Source organism: Salinimicrobium oceani (genome assembly GCF_012037645.1).
The window spans coordinates 16,454-33,106 of the sequence record NZ_JAAVJR010000013.1; the positions used below are offsets into that span (position 1 = coordinate 16,454).

A 16,653-nucleotide genomic window follows, 5' to 3' on the forward strand; every position below is an offset into this window, starting at 1 on the left:
TATTTCTCTACAAAATGATTTATACAAGCGGAAGAAATCTTGAATCGAGTGTTTTAGAATTTATTGATTCAAGCAACGAAATTACTTTATTTACTGCCTATTTAAAACTGGAAGAGCTTAAACGACTTGATTTTCAGAAACGAATCAAAAGAATTATCGTAAGATGGGAAATAAAAGATCTTTGTTTAGGAGTCTCAGATCTGGCCTTGTTTCAATATTGCACAGAAAACAGCATTGTTTTATATCGTAACACACGGTTGCACCTAAAAGCCTTTTGGAATAATCAGGATCAAGTTCTTTTTGGATCTGCCAACGTGACCAATCGCGGCCTGGGGGAAGTTGGAGAATATAACTATGAACTCAATGGTAGAATTGACGAAATAGATTTTTCCACAATCAAATATTTCAATCGTGTAATCCTTGATAGCGAAGTTGTAACAAGCAGCCTTTACGAACAAATACTTCAAAGAGTAGAAAGCATAGGCAAAGTCGAAGAACCCGAAGAATTATATCTTCCTTTTAAATCAGTAAAGGGTATCACAGAAAAATTCTTGCTCTCTGATTTGCCGATGAGCAAATCTATCTCAATCCTTTATGAAACTTATTCTTCTCCAGAAAAAGCAAATGCAGAAGACAAGCTCTGTGCAGCGCACGATCTTGAACTTTACAACATAGAAGAAGAAAGATTAGATCAGGCCAAACTTGAAGAACAATTAAAAAGTAAATTCAATTCACATCCCTTTATTATAAAACTTAAAACGCAAATTCAAAGGAAAGGATCAATGTCCTACGGAGGCGTGGTAAGATGGGTGCAGGAAAACACTACTACTGTTCCAACTCCAAGAAGCTGGGAGCTCAAAAAAGACCTTTTAGTAAATATCTTATATGAATGGATATGCCATTTCGACTCTAGTTTTAACTGGTCTCGGCCAAATCATAGCCAGGTGATTTACTACTACGAATGATGATCCTTAAAGTAGAACCAAATACAGCAAGCTAAAAATTTATTATTTTTCTATAGATCTCGAATGTAATTTTGGCATCCTCCACAAAAATGTCTACATCCTTTCCCTTTGAAATAGCAGCTCTTACTCTTTCTTGAGCCATTTCAAAATCAATATAGTAATTTTTCAGACCTATTTGTTATAAGTATTTATAGCACTGTGGAGTTCCTCATTGTAATAAATAGAAATCACTATACTAGCAATTATAGAACTTAATACTGCAGTAATAATTGTAATTGTGTTATTTGAAAAAACTAGATTTAAAACCACTAAGGAGACAATAAGAAGTGATACCCCAATCCAAAATTTATTTCTGGAACTTTTAAACATGATCCAACAAGGTTAAATGAAACAACTTGCACAACCCTCTCCTTCTGCCTGCAGAATATCATCCTGCCAAGAAGTTCCTGTACGAGATCTAGCTTTTTCCCTATTCATTCTTAGATAGTGCTCTTTTTTAATGGAAGCAACCCTTTCAGGTTTTTGTAAGTCTTCAAGAGATTCTTCCATCCATTTATAACCATCTTTTTCATAAACAATTGCATCTTCAAATAACTGAGGATGTTGCTCTAGTAGCCAAACCCATTCAATCTTTTGCTGATAGAAACAGAAAAAACAGCCGGATCTACTTCGGGAGTAAGTTCCTTGTTTGATCTCTCCGTCAATTTCTACCTCATATTCCATTGGCTTATAGTAAGCTGGCACTCCAACACCTGAGTCTTCTAGAATTTTAAAGACATCATCTAAAACTATTAGTTCATCATTTTCTATCAGCGGGAACGTATCAAGTTTACCCACTGGATAGTCTGTGGTCTTTAAGAATTCAAATACGACCCGATTAAATAGTTGGAGATCAACATCCAATAAAGCATTAAGCTTTTGCCTTTGTGTAAATTTTGGAGAAATAGGTTGATTAACATACTGCATGCTGGTTAGAAGCACATCTTTTGAGGCCAAACCTTCATAGTAAGATTTCAGTTGTTGCATATTTGAGTTGTTCAGAACCTTTTTGATCACATCCTCACTCCAGATATTTCTCCTAAAAGGAAAAATAGTTTGAATATTCTCTTTCTTTGAAATGTAGCCTTCTCTATTTTCATCTCCCCGAATGCCTACATAAGATATAGTAGGCTCCTCTCCTATGCGATTTTCAAAAGGCTCTAATTTCATCTTCTTGGTACACCAGCGCGCAGTAGGAGAAGGCAAATATCCTCCATATAAGGCAAGAAAATGATCAAAAGGATTCTTCATAGGAGAATTGTCTTCATCCATAGATTTATAGAGCTCAATATCTTTACCCAATACTGAATTCAGCCTCCCAATTAAGTCATAAGTTTCTTTAAGTTCTTTTCCTGTATCGCAGGTATAGTACTCTATATCTAAAGATGGATACCTTTTACTCATGTAAATAGAGAGAGCAGCACTGTCCTTGCCCCCGGAAATACCCAAAACATGTTTTACTTTTTTCATTTCTTAAACATTCAGTTCTTGCGAAAGAAGTTCTATTAATAATTCTTTTTTTCGAGTTTTATCTAACTTTTCAATTGCAGTACTTATTTCATCTTTTACAGCTTTATAATCGGATTTAGGATTAAAATTTACAACCAGTTTTTCATCTACTGATTCCCCAGAAGCACCAAAAAATCTAATAGAATACATTTTTTCTGTACTTGAATTGTGATTAAATTTACCAATTTCTGCTGCTTTAATTAAAGCTTCAGACAAGTCTCTAATTCTCCCTATTAGCAGTGGCTCCTCTTCATCCAATAATTCCTCAACAGATTTACCTAAAGCAACATCTGCAACAGATTTTAACCAACTTACTCGATCATCCAAAGGAGAAATGACCCTTTCAAAATAAACCCTTTGCACTTGTCCAAGGGCATTTTTATCCAGCTCTCCTATTTTTGATCTAATTTCCTCCTTATAAAAAGAATATTCAGTAGACTGACAATAAAAAGAATCCAAAATTTCCTTTTCTAGCCTTCCTAGTAATTCATCAAAAGAATTCCTGATCTCTCTAACTGCATCCTGCACATGCTGTGTAAAGGAACTTAATACTTGCTCATCTTCCTTAAGAACTCCAACATGATAATCTAGGGCTGCCGGAAATTGGTCAAACAAGGCCTCTTCAGGATCTCGAGATTCAACAATGGCTTTTCTCAGTTTTATCGCATGCTCAGTAAGTTTTCTTGTCTGTAAGGTATAGGGTTTGAGAGAACGTTGAAATCTTAGAAAATTTCCAAAAATGGCAAGAAATGTACTTTGCTTTCCTTGATTAGGAGAATCATTGATTTGCACCAGTTCTTTATAGCTCTCAAGCAAATTCAATTTTAGCCCTGACACATCATAGCTCTTAATTAAAAAATTCTGTGGCTTTTTGTGAATCAAATCCAGAGTATCCTCAGTTATAAAAGGAATAAAGCCTCCATCAATATAAAACAAAGCGTAATCCTCTCTTTTTGCAATTAAAAAGGTTGGCACCCAAAAATCTATAAAGCCCTTTTTTAATTTATATGGCTTCCTTTCCAACTGGGTGTAGAATTCTCCCAAATTCCTTTTATTAGAAGAAGCTTCTTCCAAAAATAGCTCAGAATATTGCCACAGATTATACAGTTCAGAACTTTCTCCTGGCTCAGATAACTCATAGTGGTCTAGCAGATCATTTTTTTTATGAATTCCCGGAGCTTTTAAAAGACTGTGGTAAATTGCTTTCTCCGGTGGAAACTTTTCCTCTGGAAAACCTAATTCAGCCTCTTGTTCCTTCTCTAATAAATTACGGATTAAGGATTTTCTAGCAGTATTTATGGGAGAACTTAAAAACTCTCTATTGAACAATTCATTAATTAATACAGGAGTTTTTGAGTAAATCTCACTACAAATTTCGGAAAGCCAGTTATATAGGTCATGCTTGCTTTTAATGGATTTAACCTTTCCGTTATTAATCCAAATATTTTGGTCATTGTTAAATAGTTCTGTAACAACTAAGCTCTTCATGTTCTGAAGATGAAAGGCCCTTTCATCGTCTAAAAGCTTTAATGCATTTTTATCAAGTTGATGCCGTTCAATAAGTTTATCATACTTCAATATCATTAGAAGCTCGTTCCTTATTTGACCTGCGTTCTGATATATGACGAAAATATTATCTTGGTATTCAGCAGAAATTTCTTTGGCCTCCTTCATTGTTAATCCGTCAAACACTAAGTTAATGTATCCATCAAGAGCTCCTTCTGCAGTTCTTATTTGATCTTTAGTGTCTAAAATTTTGTATTCAAAGAACCGGTTGGTACCCGTTATAAAAGAATATTTTTTCGCCAAGATCACAGGAAGATCAATCCTGTTCCAGATTTCGGTGGATAAGGAAAAATTTCTATTTAGATCTTGATTGACAGAAATTAATTCTTGCTCCAGGTCAATATCTGTACCCTCTAAAAAGTTAATCTTATTACTGTATTTGTAAAACCTGATAAGCCCTGCTTTTTTCAACCTCTCAAGGACCGTCGAAATGTCTTCTCCTCGAGTAAATTTAAAATAGTTGCACAGAAAAACTTCATCGAATTTCCCTCCCGATTTGGAGAAAATATTTACTAAGCTTATAGTTTTTATAACGGCGGCTGCGAGTTCGAATTTCTCTTCAAACAAGAGCTCCGCTTTTTCCATCGCCCTAAAAGTGGTTAACCATTGGGCTCTATGCGGATTATCAGAACTATTTATTTCAGCTGGCAATGAATTTACCAGATAATCATAAACATGAGACACTGTGTAGAAGCTTTCTGACAGCTTCTTTATTGAATAATCTGTGGTGTCATTAAGAAATGAAAATAATGACCTTTCATTTTGTCCGTACCTCTGTAACGCATTAACCAAAACGTGAGCTGACAACCAGTCTAGAGGATAAATAGATTGACTTAGCTGTTCGTCTACCGTTTTTAAGCTAACTAGATTAGAGGTTTCAACAAGAGAAAGAAGCAAAGAAAACTCTCGTTTATTTTCAGTGGATACTTTGAACTCCTTAAGTCTTTTCCCGGCAAAATATATAAGTTGTTCTACTGGTTCATTAAATAATAAATCTGTAAATCTCCCCTTTACTTTTTCCCATTCTAATTTATCTTGTCTTGATAAACTTTGACCATAGGATGAGAAATTTTGATGTAGAGTAATGATAAAGTAAGTTTCATATCTTTCATCATTAGCCCACTCTGATATTTGTTGAATCAGAAATAACTCATCAAGAGATTGATTCTTAGAGGCAAATTCTAAAAATTTCCCAAACTCATCTATAATAATTACAAGCCCCTTTCCTTCTTTTAGCGCTTCACCTCTCCTTTTTTCTAAAGCTTTAAGTACGGAAGATGGTGTAACTTTCCCCTTTAATTTAAGTTCTCTATGCAGAACATTTGCTAAGGAAGTACTTTCTCCAACTATCTTGAAAAAATCATATTCAAAGGCACCATCTTTTGGGTTAATGTCTGCGAAGAATATCTTTTCCTTATTCAAATTTTTTTCCAAGGCCCACAGGAAAGTAGATTTCCCTGTTCCATAGTTTCCAATTAAATTAAAAGATCTATTGGAACCTTGATTATTGGAAAATATCCTTTCAAAAATATCTTTCGCATTAGGAGTGGCCACATAATCAATTACCCGTGATTCATCCCTAATTATATTTGTAGAAACATTGTTATTTATTTTCATAATACTCTTTTAAGAGAGTTTTTTTAAAATCCTCATTAGTTATCCTCACCTGCAATTGCCTAAGTCCAGCATCTTCTTTGTAGACAAATTCTTTATAAGCCCCACACATCTCCTCTATTTTCTTTTCAAGAGCGTCATTGGATAAACACAAGAATGATCCGACAGATTTCCTTATATCATCGAAACTTAATAAAGATTGAGTGGGAAATTCTGAAAGCATACAATGCGCGAAAATTTCAACAGGAATATCTTGAGCAGATTTGTTTAGACGGTAAACAGGCTCGCCTTTTTCGTTCTTTCTTCCAGTATCACTAATTAAGTTTAAACTAAGAAGTGGAGCATTAAAATCATCCTCTACAGTTTTCTCATTCTTCACAGGAGAAACATAAGTTCTCACTAACACTTTAAAATCAGCACTAAAGGTTTTAGGAGTAACAGGCTTATGCCCTGTGGCTTTTAGATGCCGCTCTACAAAATTATAAAGCTGAGATTCTGAAAACTCCAGAGTGGCTTTATCAGAAAAATACTCAGAGAATATATAAGTGAAAAGTGATGCATATTTTGTTTGGCAAATGGAAAACTGCAAGAGCCATAAAGATCCTTCTTTTTCTAGATATCTATCGAACCCATCTTTTATAAAAAGATCCTTTGCTAATTCGTTTAGTTCGTTTTCAGCATTTAATAATCCAAATGCCTTAATCCAATGGTTAATAGATCGCACCATGTTTTTTCCCACACCCAATATGGGAATAGCTTCATTTTTTCTAAAAACACCCACACCATTCTCATCCTGAACTAATTGCAATCCTTTTAACAACCACTGTTCCCTACAATGAAAAGTATCATGACCTGAAAATCTTACAGGTTCTTCTTTAATAGCTACTGACATTACCTAATTTTAAATCTTACTGCAATGTATAGTAAAATGGAGGGCCTCCTCCATTTGTCTTTGTTTTTTTATTCACAAATAGTCCACACACTATCAAAAAGCTGTAAACCAATTAGTTAAATAAAAGCTGTGTTGAAAAGATTAAAAAACTTCTTAAAAATTTTACCACCATATCAAATATAGGAGAAAATCCTAATAATGGTAATTTTTCCGAACACATATTTAAAAAAACCTGTCCAAAATACATTTTAAAAAGAGCTTTTTTGACACCTGTTGTTTGGCTGCTCTTCATTTCTTCGATCCATTTGTTCATCTTCCTGTTTTACAGCACATGTGAAGAACTCTTCCTCAATCAGTAAATTTTATTACCTTAACTATCTAATTATCAAATCTTTTCAAAATGACAAAAAGCAGCAGCATTTTGCTTTTATTCCTGCTACTTACTTCCTGCGCCAATGCACAGGAGGTAAGTCCGCAGTTGGTGGGGGGACCTTGTGAAGGTTGTGAAGCGGTTTTGGAATATGGGGACATGGAACTTGAGGCTGTAGACACGCTGCCCGAATTTGAGTCGGCTGCTAAAAAACTTAAGCTCAGCGGTACCATCTATGAACCCGATGGAAAAACTCCGGCAGAAGGGGTGATCATCTACATCAACCACACCAATGCCATAGGCATTTACCCTACAAAGGGCGACGAGGAAGGCTGGGCCAAACGCCACGGCTACTTAAGAGGTTGGGCAAAGACCGGAAAAGACGGAAAATTCACTTTTTACACTCAGGTGCCGGGCGAGTATCCCAGCAGGAATACTCCGGCACATATACATCCTTACATCCTGGAGCCCAATGGAAAATATTACTGGCTGGAAACCTACTTTTTCGAAGGTGACGAGTTGTTAAGCAATGAACATGTCTCCTCCAATCCCCGCGGCGGAACTTCGGGCGTGGTGGACCTTCGGGAGCAGGATGGAATGAAAGTGATCGAAAGAGATTTTATCCTTGGAAAGAATGTTCCGGAATATTGAAAAGTCCAGGGTTCAAGGTTCAAGGTTTAAGGTTCAAAGTTTAAGGTTTATACTATAAAGCCAAAGGCTAAAGGCTAAAAGCCAAAAGCTCTAAACTACCGTCTACTGTATACTTTCTCTTTCCAACTTCTAAAATCTACCTTCGTAAATCTACCTTCGTAAATCTACCCTCAAAAATCTACCTTCGTAATCCTTTAATCTATTTTACAGAAAGCACCAGCAGGTAATCCGGACCACCAGATAGCGGGTAACCTTCTATTTTTTCTGCAATAAGCGTCACATTTTTACCTATGTACTGGTCGAGATCCAGAGCTTCACTTTTTAAGGCGTAGAATTCATCGCCAGCGGTGGTAATGGTATGAGTGCCGTATTGATAAGAGGTCATGCCCTGTTCCTCTATGGTGCCTGTAATTTCCATAGTGTTCTGTTGAGTTTCAGTTTGAGAAGCTTTGTTGTCTTCTTTTGTGCTGTTGCCGCAGGTCTGTGCTAAAGAAAGCAACAGGATTCCTGCCATTAGATTCAGAATTATTTTCATAGGTTAAAATTTTGGTCTTCGTACCGCTTTAGCCGGTTTTCCAAAGCTCTTATTTCCTGCTGCAACCCGGAAACCTTCTGCAGCAAATTATTAATGGCATCAAGCCCCTGCATGTTGATCTCGAGATCGAAATGTAGCCGCATCAGGCGTTCCAGGTCCCTTAGCCTTTCCTGTTCAATATATTCATTGTCTTCAATAACTACCGTTTCAATAAGTCCATATTCGTTTAAGGAGTGAATAAAGGAGTATTCCACGCGGTGACAATTGCAAAATTCTACTATAGAAACATATCTCTCATCCATTGCTTCTCAGTTTTTTTAATTCCTGAATAAGTTCTTTTTCACGAGGGCTAAGATTTGCAGGGATCTTCAGGTTATAGGTGATATACAGATCGCCAAACTGCCCTTCTTTCTTGTAAACCGGAAAGCCTTTTCCCTTCAGTTTTACCTGGGTCCCGTTTTGAGTTTCGGGTTTTACGGTGAGCTTTACTTTTCCATCCATCGTGTCCACCATGAGCTCCCCGCCCAGCATGGCAGTAAAAATATCAAGGTCGACCTCTTTATAAAGGTTTTTGCCTTCTCGTTTAAAGGAAGTGTTGTTATTGATGGCAAAGCTAATAAAGAGATCTCCTGCAGGCCCACCGTTCGTGCCTTCACCGCCATAACCTGAGATTTTAATGGTTTGCCCGTCTTCCACACCGGCGGGAATGGTAAGCCTGATGTTTTTTCCATTAACGGTTATGGTCTGCTTCCGGGTCTTATAAATGTCGGTGAGGTTAAGATGTAGTTCCGCGTTATAGTCGGCACCTCTGAATCTGGTAGCTCTTCTGCTTCCGCTACTGGCACCACCGAACATAGATTCAAAGAATTCTGAGAAATCTCCCCCTTCAAATCCGCCGCTGTGGAAGCTCTCTGCACCTCCGAATCCGCCGGCATTTCCGCCGAAACCTCCAAAGCCGCCGCCCTGGCCTTGTCTTTGATATTGCTGCTGTTGCGCTTTAGCTCGTTCGAATTCTTCGGCATGTTGCCAGTCTTTCCCGTACTCATCGTACTTTTTGCGCTTTTCGGGATCTATAAGCACCTCATGCGCCTCATTGATCTGCTGAAATTTCTTTTGAGCCGCAGCATCATTTGGATTCAGGTCAGGATGGTATTTTCGGGCAAGTTTCCGGTAGGCTTTTTTAATGTCATTCTTCGTCGCACTTCTATCCAGCTCCAAAACCTTGTAGTAATCAATGAATTCCATAGGTTCTCCTGAAATTTTTAAGTTCTGCTTCTTAAAGGTACAGTTTTCAGAAAAAACACAGGAAGCGGAACAGGTTAAATACTTCTGAAAATATTTCCTGTCAAAAATGACATTTTTGGAACCCCTTCTGAAACAATCAGGAAACTTAGATTTGTTTTTGAAGCTGCTTTTCCTAAATTTAAATTATGGAAAATCTACAGCTACGCAGCTTCGCAGAATATAAAAAAGCATATAAGAAGAGCCTCAAAGATCCTGAAGGCTTTTGGGAAGAAATCGCAAATACCTTTACCTGGCAACAGAAATGGGACAAAACCCTGGAATGGGATTTTGAAAAGCCCGAAGTAAAATGGTTCCAGGGAGGGAAACTGAATATTACAGAAAACTGCCTGGACAGGCATCTGGAAAAACTGGGGAATAAAACGGCTATTATTTGGGAACCCAATGATCCAGATGAAGAATCCCGGTACATCTCTTACAGGCAGCTCTTTGTGAAGGTGTCAAGATTTGCCAATGTTTTAAAGAATAACGGGATAGGGAAGGGCGACAGGGTGTGCCTTTACATGCCCATGATCCCCGAACTGGCTATAGCGATGCTTGCCTGTGCGCGGATTGGTGCTGTGCATTCCATAGTGTTTGCAGGCTTTTCAAGTTCGGCAATTGCCCGGCGAATCAACGATTCGGAGTGTAAGATGCTTATCACTGCCAATGAAGTATACAGAGGTGCCAAAAAAGTGAATCTGAAGGAGATCTGTGATAAGGCGCTGGAAGAAACTCCGTCCATTGAAACTGTGATTGTTTACAGGCGTACGGTGGAACCTACAGCGATGAAGGACGGAAGGGATAAATTCTGGTTCGATGAGCTTCAGAAAGCAGAAAAGGACTGCCCGGCCGAGGTCATGGATGCAGAAGACCTGCTTTTTATATTGTATACTTCCGGCTCGACTGGGAAACCTAAAGGCATGGTGCACACCACGGGAGGCTACCTCGTAGGAACCACCTACACTTTTCAAAATGTCTTTCAATTGGAAAAGGACGATGTTTACTGGTGTACGGCCGATATTGGCTGGATCACCGGCCACTCCTATATTATCTACGGTCCGCTGGCATCGGGCGCTACAACAGTGATGTTTGAAGGTATTCCCAGCTATCCAGATTATGGCCGATTCTGGGAGATCTGTGAAAAGCTGAAGGTCACGCATTTTTACACAGCGCCAACTGCAATTCGATCTCTTGCGAAACAACCCCTGAAATTTGTAGAAGATCATGATCTGTCTTCGCTCAAAGTCCTTGGTAGCGTAGGGGAGCCGATCAACGAAGAGGCCTGGCACTGGTACAATGATAATATTGGAAAAGGAAATTGCCCCGTGGTCGACACCTGGTGGCAAACTGAAACCGGCGGAATCATGATCTCACCACTTGCCGGAATCACGCCAACTCGTCCCACTTTTGCCACCTTACCCTTGCCGGGGGTGCAACCGGTACTAATGGATGAGCAGGGAGAGGAAATTCCAAATACGAACGAACCTGCCGAAGGGCGACTGGCCATCAAATTTCCGTGGCCTTCTATAGCCCGCACCATTTATGGAGATCATGAAAGGTATAAGGAGGTCTATTATTCCACTTTTAAGAACAAATATTTTACAGGAGATGGGGCTTATCGCGATGCCTCCGGAAATTATCGAATTACGGGAAGGGTAGATGATATTGTTATAGTCTCAGGACATAACCTTGGTACTGCTGCCATCGAAAATGCCATAGATGAACACGAAAGTGTAGTAGAAAGTGCTGTGGTAGGCTATCCACACGAGGTAAAGGGGAATGCACTTTATGCCTACGTGATCTTGTATAATGATATTGAACCTTCAGAAGAACTTATTAAAGAGATCAAAGCTATAGTTTCTGAAACTGTAGGGCCTATTGCCAAACCTGAAAAGATCCAGTTCGTTAGCGGACTACCCAAGACCCGAAGCGGAAAAATCATGAGAAGGATCCTGAGGAAAATAGCCTCCAATGATACTGCTGATCTTGGCGATACCTCTACGCTGCTCAACCCCGAGATCGTGGATGAGATCATGGCTGAAGCAAAACATTAAAAACAACAGCAGGGGAGAAGGGGCAAAGATCATTTTTTTGCCTCTTGCTCTTCCAGTTCGATCTCATAATCTGCCAGCAGTTCCAGAAGTACTTCTTCAGTTTGAGAAAGGTTAGGTTTGGAAGTCCTTTTTCTTTCTACCTTTTGGAAATAGGGAACAATGTTTCCGGTTTGATATAATTCTACTACGTGAGGATGTACGTAGTAACTGCGACAGACGCTCCGGGTATTCCCAAGGGCACTTGCTGCTGTGTCGTAAGCTTTTAAAAGATTACTCTTATTTTGCTTTTCTTCTTCGGTATAGCCAATCTCCCTAAGACTTTCAAAAAATATTTTGGTGGCGCTCCAGGTCCTGAAGTCTTTAGCCGAAAAAAGCTGCCCGCTTACTTCCTGAATATAGTTATTGACCATACCGCTGTCAATGCTGCGCTTTTTGCCTTCCTCATCATAATATTTAAAGACTTCCCAGCCCGGAATTTCCTCACATTTGTTCACCAGCTTGATCAATTTCTTATCCTGTACAGAGACAGAATGCTCAATGCCTTTTTTTCCAACGAAATTGAATTTCATTTTGCCGCGGGAGATCTGTACATGTCGGCTTCTCAACGTTGAGAGTCCGTAAGACTTATTTTGTTTGGCATAGGCGTCATTCCCAATCCTAATGTGAGTTTCTTCCATAAGTCTTACTACGAGAGCCAGTACCTTACGCTGCGGCATTCCTCTTAGGTCCAGGTCTTGATCTACCTGAGCTCTAATTTTAGGAAGCACCTTTCCAAAAGCGGCCAGTTTGTAGAATTTAGTAAGATTCCGGAATTTCGTCCAGTCGGGGTGGTACATGTACTGCTTTCTGTTCTTCGCATCCAGCCCCACTACCTGCAAATGCCCGTTGGGATGAGGACAGATCTTCACCTTTTCCCATGCCGGCGGAATAACAAGTTTTTTGATACGCTCCAGGTGTTCCTGCTCTTTAAGAGGTTCTCCTTCCTTGAGGTATTGATATCCTTTTCCTCTTTTCTTCCGAATGATGCAAAGATCATCTTCAGACATGTACTGCAAATTTGCTTTTTCGGCGGCGAGATCGGGATTAGAAATGAGGGAAGTAACTTCTTCAGAAGAAAGCACCATAGTTTTTTTTCTAAATATAAACTACGAATGCTGCAAGTGGTTCTAAAGAAATGTGAAAGTTCAGAAATAAAAAAGCCTCCTTAAATCAATATTTAAGGAGGCTCAAAAATGTCATTTTTGGATACTATTCAAAGTAACTAAAGGTATCGCCGTCTTTTAACTGCAGTACACTTTCGTAAATAAGACGAATCACGTTTTCCACATCATCGCGGTGTACCATTTCAACCGTGGTATGCATATACCTTAGTGGGAGAGAAATCAATGCCGAAGCCACGCCTCCATTACTGTAGGCAAAAGCGTCGGTATCTGTTCCGGTGATCCTGGAGGATGCAGCCCGTTGAAAAGGAATGTTCTTCTCTTCGGCAGTTTCTATTAAAAGGTTGCGCAGCTTGTTTTGCACGGCCGGGGCATAAGTGATCACAGGTCCCTTCCCGATCTTCGCATAGCCATTGGTCTTTTTCTCGATCATGGGCGTAGTGGTGTCGTGAGTAACATCGGTCACTATAGCCACATTTGGCTTAATGCGATGCGTGATCATTTCGGCACCTTTTAATCCAATCTCTTCCTGTACCGAATTTGTAATGTAAAGCCCAAAAGGTAACTTCTTCTTGTTCTCCTTCAGCAGGCGTGCAACTTCAGCAATCATGAATCCGCCAATACGGTTATCCAGCGCCCGGCTAACAAATTTGTCGTTATTCAGAATAAAGAATTCATCGGGATACGTAATGACGCAGCCTACGTGCACTCCAAGTGCCTCAACTTCTTCTCTTGAAGCACACCCCACATCTATGGAAATGTTATCAAGTTTTGGCGCCTGCTCCTTTTCCTTGTCGCGGGTGTGAATGGCAGGCCATCCAAAAACCCCTTTTACGATCCCGTTGCGGGTATGAATATTTACCCTTTTTGAAGCCGCAATCTGGTGATCACTACCTCCATTGCGAATCACATAGATGAGTCCGTCGTCGGTAATATAGTTGACGTACCACGAGATCTCGTCGGCGTGGCCTTCAATGACCACCTTGTATTTGGCTTTTGGATTGATCACTCCTACAGCTGTACCATAAGTATCTGTAATGAACTCATCTACATAAGGTTTCATGTAGTTCATCCATAGCTTTTGTCCTTCCCATTCATAACCTGTGGGTGCAGCGTTGTTTAGATATTTTTCTAAGAAATTTATTGATTTGTCGTTGAGGATTCTTTCCTGGCTCATGAATTAAAACTTTTGCACGAATTTAATAAGAAATAGAGAGCTGACAATTTTCCGATAATGTAAATTTGGAATGATTTTAGCGCAACAAAGAAAAAATATCATCTTGAAAAAGTTACTTACCGTTTTTCTTGTTCTCGTGGCTTTTCCGGTTTTTGCACAGGTAAAACCACCTGTTGAAGATAGCGTTGATTACGAATACTATATTATAGAGGGCGATACTATTGCGCGAAAGCAAATAGACCTTGATGAGGTGCTTATTCTGGGCCGACTTAAGTTTGACAGTGATCTTGAAAGAAGAAAATACTTGATACTGCGCCGTAAGACCTTGAAGGTCTATCCTTATGCAAAACTGGCGTCAGACAGGCTGGTGGAATTGAACAGCCGGCTTGACCAGATCAAATCCAAAAGAGATCGCAAGCGCTATACTAAGATCGTGCAGGATTATATAGAGAACGAATTTTCTGCCGAGCTAAAGAAACTTACCCGTACCGAAGGGCAGATCCTTGTGAAGCTTATCCATAGGCAAACCGGTATTACAACTTTCGATCTTGTAAAAGAGCTGAAAAGCGGGTGGCGGGCGTTCTGGTATAATACTACCGCAAGCATGTTTGATATTTCATTAAAAGAGGAATTTAATCCTGCCCGGAACCAGGAGGATTATTTGATAGAAGATATTTTGCAAAGGGCATTTCAAAGTAAACAGCTGGAAAGGCAGCCATCGGCCTTAGACTATAACTTTCTGGAATTGACCAATAAGTGGTCATCCCCAAAGAAGCCCGATAGAAAATCATGATCATATTTAGGGCGTTTCCCCACCGTAGCCTCTGGCGTAGGTGGGGTCGGGCTATTCGCTGCAATCTTTTTGTTCGTCCCTCTCAAAAAGGATTTCCGCTGCTATCCCTAACGCGGGTAACGTCTTCGATTCATTAATATGTAACAGGATTGGATTTTGCGTTTTCAAACGACATTGAATATTATCCTATTGGATTGGTTATTTTGATTCCTATAAATGTAATTCGGTGGATATTTCGTTTATCGGCTATAAACATTTGACCCCTCCGGGGTCACCCCCTGCTTTAGGTTAATGCAATATGAGGATCTTTTGGATCCTCATGATAAGACCCTGACGGGGTCTTATATTCATAGGCTATAAACATTTGACCCCTCTGGGGTCACCCCCTGCTTTAGGTTAATACAATATGAGGATCTTTTGGATCCTCATCATAAGACCCTGAGGGGGGTCTTATATTTATAGCTAAAAACATTTGACCCCTCCGGGGTCACCCCTGTCTTTAGGTTAATACAATATGAGAATCTTTTGGATCCACATGATAAGACCCTGACGGGGTCTTATATTTATAGCTAAAAACATTTGATTCTCCGGGTCACCCCCTGCTTTAGGTTAGTACAATATGATTTTGGATCCTCATGATAAGACCGTGACGGGGTCTTATATTTATAGCTAAAAACATTTGACCCCCCGGGTCACCCCTTTCTTTAGGTTAATACAATATGAGGATCCTTTGGATCCTCATCATAAGACCCTGACGGGGTCTTATATTTATATGGGAACAGATCAAGAACCCAAGACCCCGACGGGGTCGAACCTTACCGGAGTCTCACCTCTCAAAAATGCCAATTTTAGGACCACTTAAGTTATAACGTGTGCCTTTGGGTCTGAAGGAGCCACATAATAACAGGACTGTGGCAAAATTGCACGTCCTACTGGTAATTGATCTATACACTAATATATATAGACACATCACGAACCCAGAATCCCGGAGGGGTTATAACAGGAGTGGAGTAAATCCATGACCCGGATGGGATCCTATATTTATAACTCCTGAAATCTCTCATCCGCACGTCCCCGATATAGGTTGGCCACTAAAATCAACTTATATGAAATCAAACATTCGTTTGTAAAAAAACACATTGACGTTTTTCCTTTCAATAAAGCTGGTAACGTCAAACTCTAACTTCTAACTTCGTAGATCTAACTTTTTTGCCGCCTCTCAAAAATGTCATTTTGAGCAGCTTATGTTTAAGGGCTTCAAAAATGTCAAAAAAAGCTTAATTTTTTTTCCTGAAGCACTTGCGGAAGTAGAAATCGGTCGTATATTTGCAGCCGCTAACGAGCTAAGGCAGGTTTAGTGGAAGTTCTTTGAGAGTGGGTGGTTAAGGAGATAGAATGAGGCGATAATTCATTTTTGGCGCAGGATGGTAAATATCTAATGCTGGAATTATTGTCTAGGAGAGGTTCTCCAAAAACATTTAAAATTTTAACTTTTCGGTTGGTGAAAAAGGTTGTACATTTGCCGTCCGTTTTGAGCTGAAAAGTTAGATAAAACGAGCAAGAAAAAAATAATTTTTTTTCTTGCTGAATTAAAAAAGTGTTGTACATTTGCAGCCGCTTTGAGACAGAGCAAAAGTTCATAAAAATATATTGTACACCTACGCTAAAGCTACGGTGTATAAAGAAAAAAAGAAATCCCGGGTAGGGCACAGGTAGAAAAGGTTCAACTCCTTTTATTTCACAAGAAACGACTCCTGGAATACGGAAAAGTTTCTCCCCTTTTTTTAAGGGGAGATGTCCGCAGGACAGAGGGGTCGGAGTTCATTGACATATTGAATTGACAGCGCGTATCATGTTAGCAATAACATGATGCATAATAAAGAATTAAGACTAGAAGATAAGTTTTGAGCTTTGATAGACCAGCAATGGTCTTGAAGAAGAGGAATTCCTTAGTAATTGTTATATTATTTAAGATTTAACGATGAAGAGTTTGATCCTGGCTCAGGATGAACGCTAGCGGCAGGCTTAACACATGCAAGTCGAG

The 16,653-nt window shown here is 39.4% G+C and carries 13 protein-coding genes and 1 rRNA gene; 5 read left to right on the plus strand and 9 right to left on the minus strand.

Translation table 11 applies throughout. From position 1 onward, the window contains the following. The first annotated feature begins 14 nt into the window (after positions 1-14). A complete protein-coding gene (locus HC175_RS14705) occupies positions 15-965 on the plus strand; it encodes a phospholipase D-like domain-containing protein (RefSeq protein ID WP_168139251.1) in 951 nt (316 codons plus the stop codon). Positions 966-1,346: 381 nt separating this feature from the next. Here the strand turns inward: HC175_RS14705 and HC175_RS14710 are convergent, their stop codons facing one another. From HC175_RS14710 to HC175_RS14725, 4 genes are all read right to left on the minus strand, one after another. Next, the gene (locus HC175_RS14710; protein ID WP_168139252.1) at positions 1,347-2,474 is read right to left on the minus strand and encodes a phosphoadenosine phosphosulfate reductase family protein; all 1,128 of its coding nucleotides are present in this window, start codon (positions 2,472-2,474) and stop codon (positions 1,347-1,349) included. Positions 2,475-2,477: 3 nt separating this feature from the next. Next, positions 2,478-5,696, minus strand: a complete 3,219-nt coding sequence (locus HC175_RS14715; RefSeq protein WP_168139253.1) for an ATP-binding protein — start codon at positions 5,694-5,696, stop codon at positions 2,478-2,480. Further along, complete coding sequence (locus HC175_RS14720; RefSeq protein WP_168139254.1) at positions 5,683-6,585, minus strand: DUF4007 family protein; 903 nt, start codon at positions 6,583-6,585, stop codon at positions 5,683-5,685. The genes HC175_RS14715 and HC175_RS14720 overlap by 14 nt, the downstream gene beginning before the upstream one ends. Positions 6,586-6,697: 112 nt before the next feature. Beyond that, positions 6,698-6,898, minus strand: coding sequence for a hypothetical protein (locus HC175_RS14725; protein ID WP_168139255.1), 201 nt, complete (start codon positions 6,896-6,898; stop codon positions 6,698-6,700). A gap of 87 nt (positions 6,899-6,985) precedes the next feature. Between HC175_RS14725 and HC175_RS14730 the strand changes: the two genes are divergently transcribed. Then, positions 6,986-7,606, plus strand: a complete 621-nt coding sequence (locus HC175_RS14730) for a dioxygenase family protein (protein WP_168139256.1) — start codon at positions 6,986-6,988, stop codon at positions 7,604-7,606. A gap of 199 nt (positions 7,607-7,805) precedes the next feature. On the opposite strand, the gene HC175_RS14735 is transcribed toward HC175_RS14730, so the two are convergent. The 3 genes from HC175_RS14735 to HC175_RS14745 are packed head-to-tail and all read right to left on the minus strand — an operon-like array spanning position 7,806 to position 9,386. Further along, positions 7,806-8,141 carry a hypothetical protein gene (locus tag HC175_RS14735; RefSeq protein ID WP_168139257.1) on the minus strand — a complete coding sequence of 112 codons (336 nt, stop codon included), beginning with the start codon at positions 8,139-8,141 and terminating at the stop codon, positions 7,806-7,808. Further along, positions 8,138-8,443 (minus strand): chaperone modulator CbpM, encoded by a 306-nt coding sequence (locus HC175_RS14740; protein ID WP_168139258.1) that lies wholly within the window; start codon positions 8,441-8,443, stop codon positions 8,138-8,140. Before HC175_RS14740 ends, HC175_RS14735 begins: the two co-directional genes overlap by 4 nt. Further along, on the minus strand, positions 8,436-9,386 hold the full coding sequence (locus tag HC175_RS14745; RefSeq protein WP_168139259.1) for a DnaJ C-terminal domain-containing protein: 951 nt from the start codon (positions 9,384-9,386) through the stop codon (positions 8,436-8,438). The genes HC175_RS14740 and HC175_RS14745 overlap by 8 nt, the downstream gene beginning before the upstream one ends. A 185-nt stretch (positions 9,387-9,571) precedes the next feature. Between HC175_RS14745 and acs the strand changes: the two genes are divergently transcribed. Continuing rightward, positions 9,572-11,479, plus strand: a complete 1,908-nt coding sequence (acs, locus tag HC175_RS14750) for an acetate--CoA ligase (RefSeq protein ID WP_168139260.1) — start codon at positions 9,572-9,574, stop codon at positions 11,477-11,479. 29 nt (positions 11,480-11,508) lie between these two features. Here the strand turns inward: acs and HC175_RS14755 are convergent, their stop codons facing one another. Next, positions 11,509-12,603, minus strand: a complete 1,095-nt coding sequence (locus HC175_RS14755) for a DNA topoisomerase IB (RefSeq protein WP_168139261.1) — start codon at positions 12,601-12,603, stop codon at positions 11,509-11,511. 124 nt (positions 12,604-12,727) lie between these two features. Further along, a complete protein-coding gene (locus HC175_RS14760; RefSeq protein ID WP_168139262.1) occupies positions 12,728-13,816 on the minus strand; it encodes a M42 family metallopeptidase in 1,089 nt (362 codons plus the stop codon). Between the two features lie 100 nt (positions 13,817-13,916). Here HC175_RS14760 and HC175_RS14765 point away from each other — a divergent pair, with 100 nt between their 5' ends. Together HC175_RS14765 and HC175_RS14770 are read left to right on the plus strand one after the other, a co-directional pair. Continuing rightward, positions 13,917-14,609: a DUF4294 domain-containing protein gene (locus tag HC175_RS14765; RefSeq protein ID WP_317172287.1), complete on the plus strand. Its 693-nt coding sequence runs from the start codon at positions 13,917-13,919 to the stop codon at positions 14,607-14,609. 1,978 nt (positions 14,610-16,587) lie between these two features. After that, positions 16,588-16,653, plus strand: a 16S ribosomal RNA gene (locus HC175_RS14770); the annotation flags it as partial.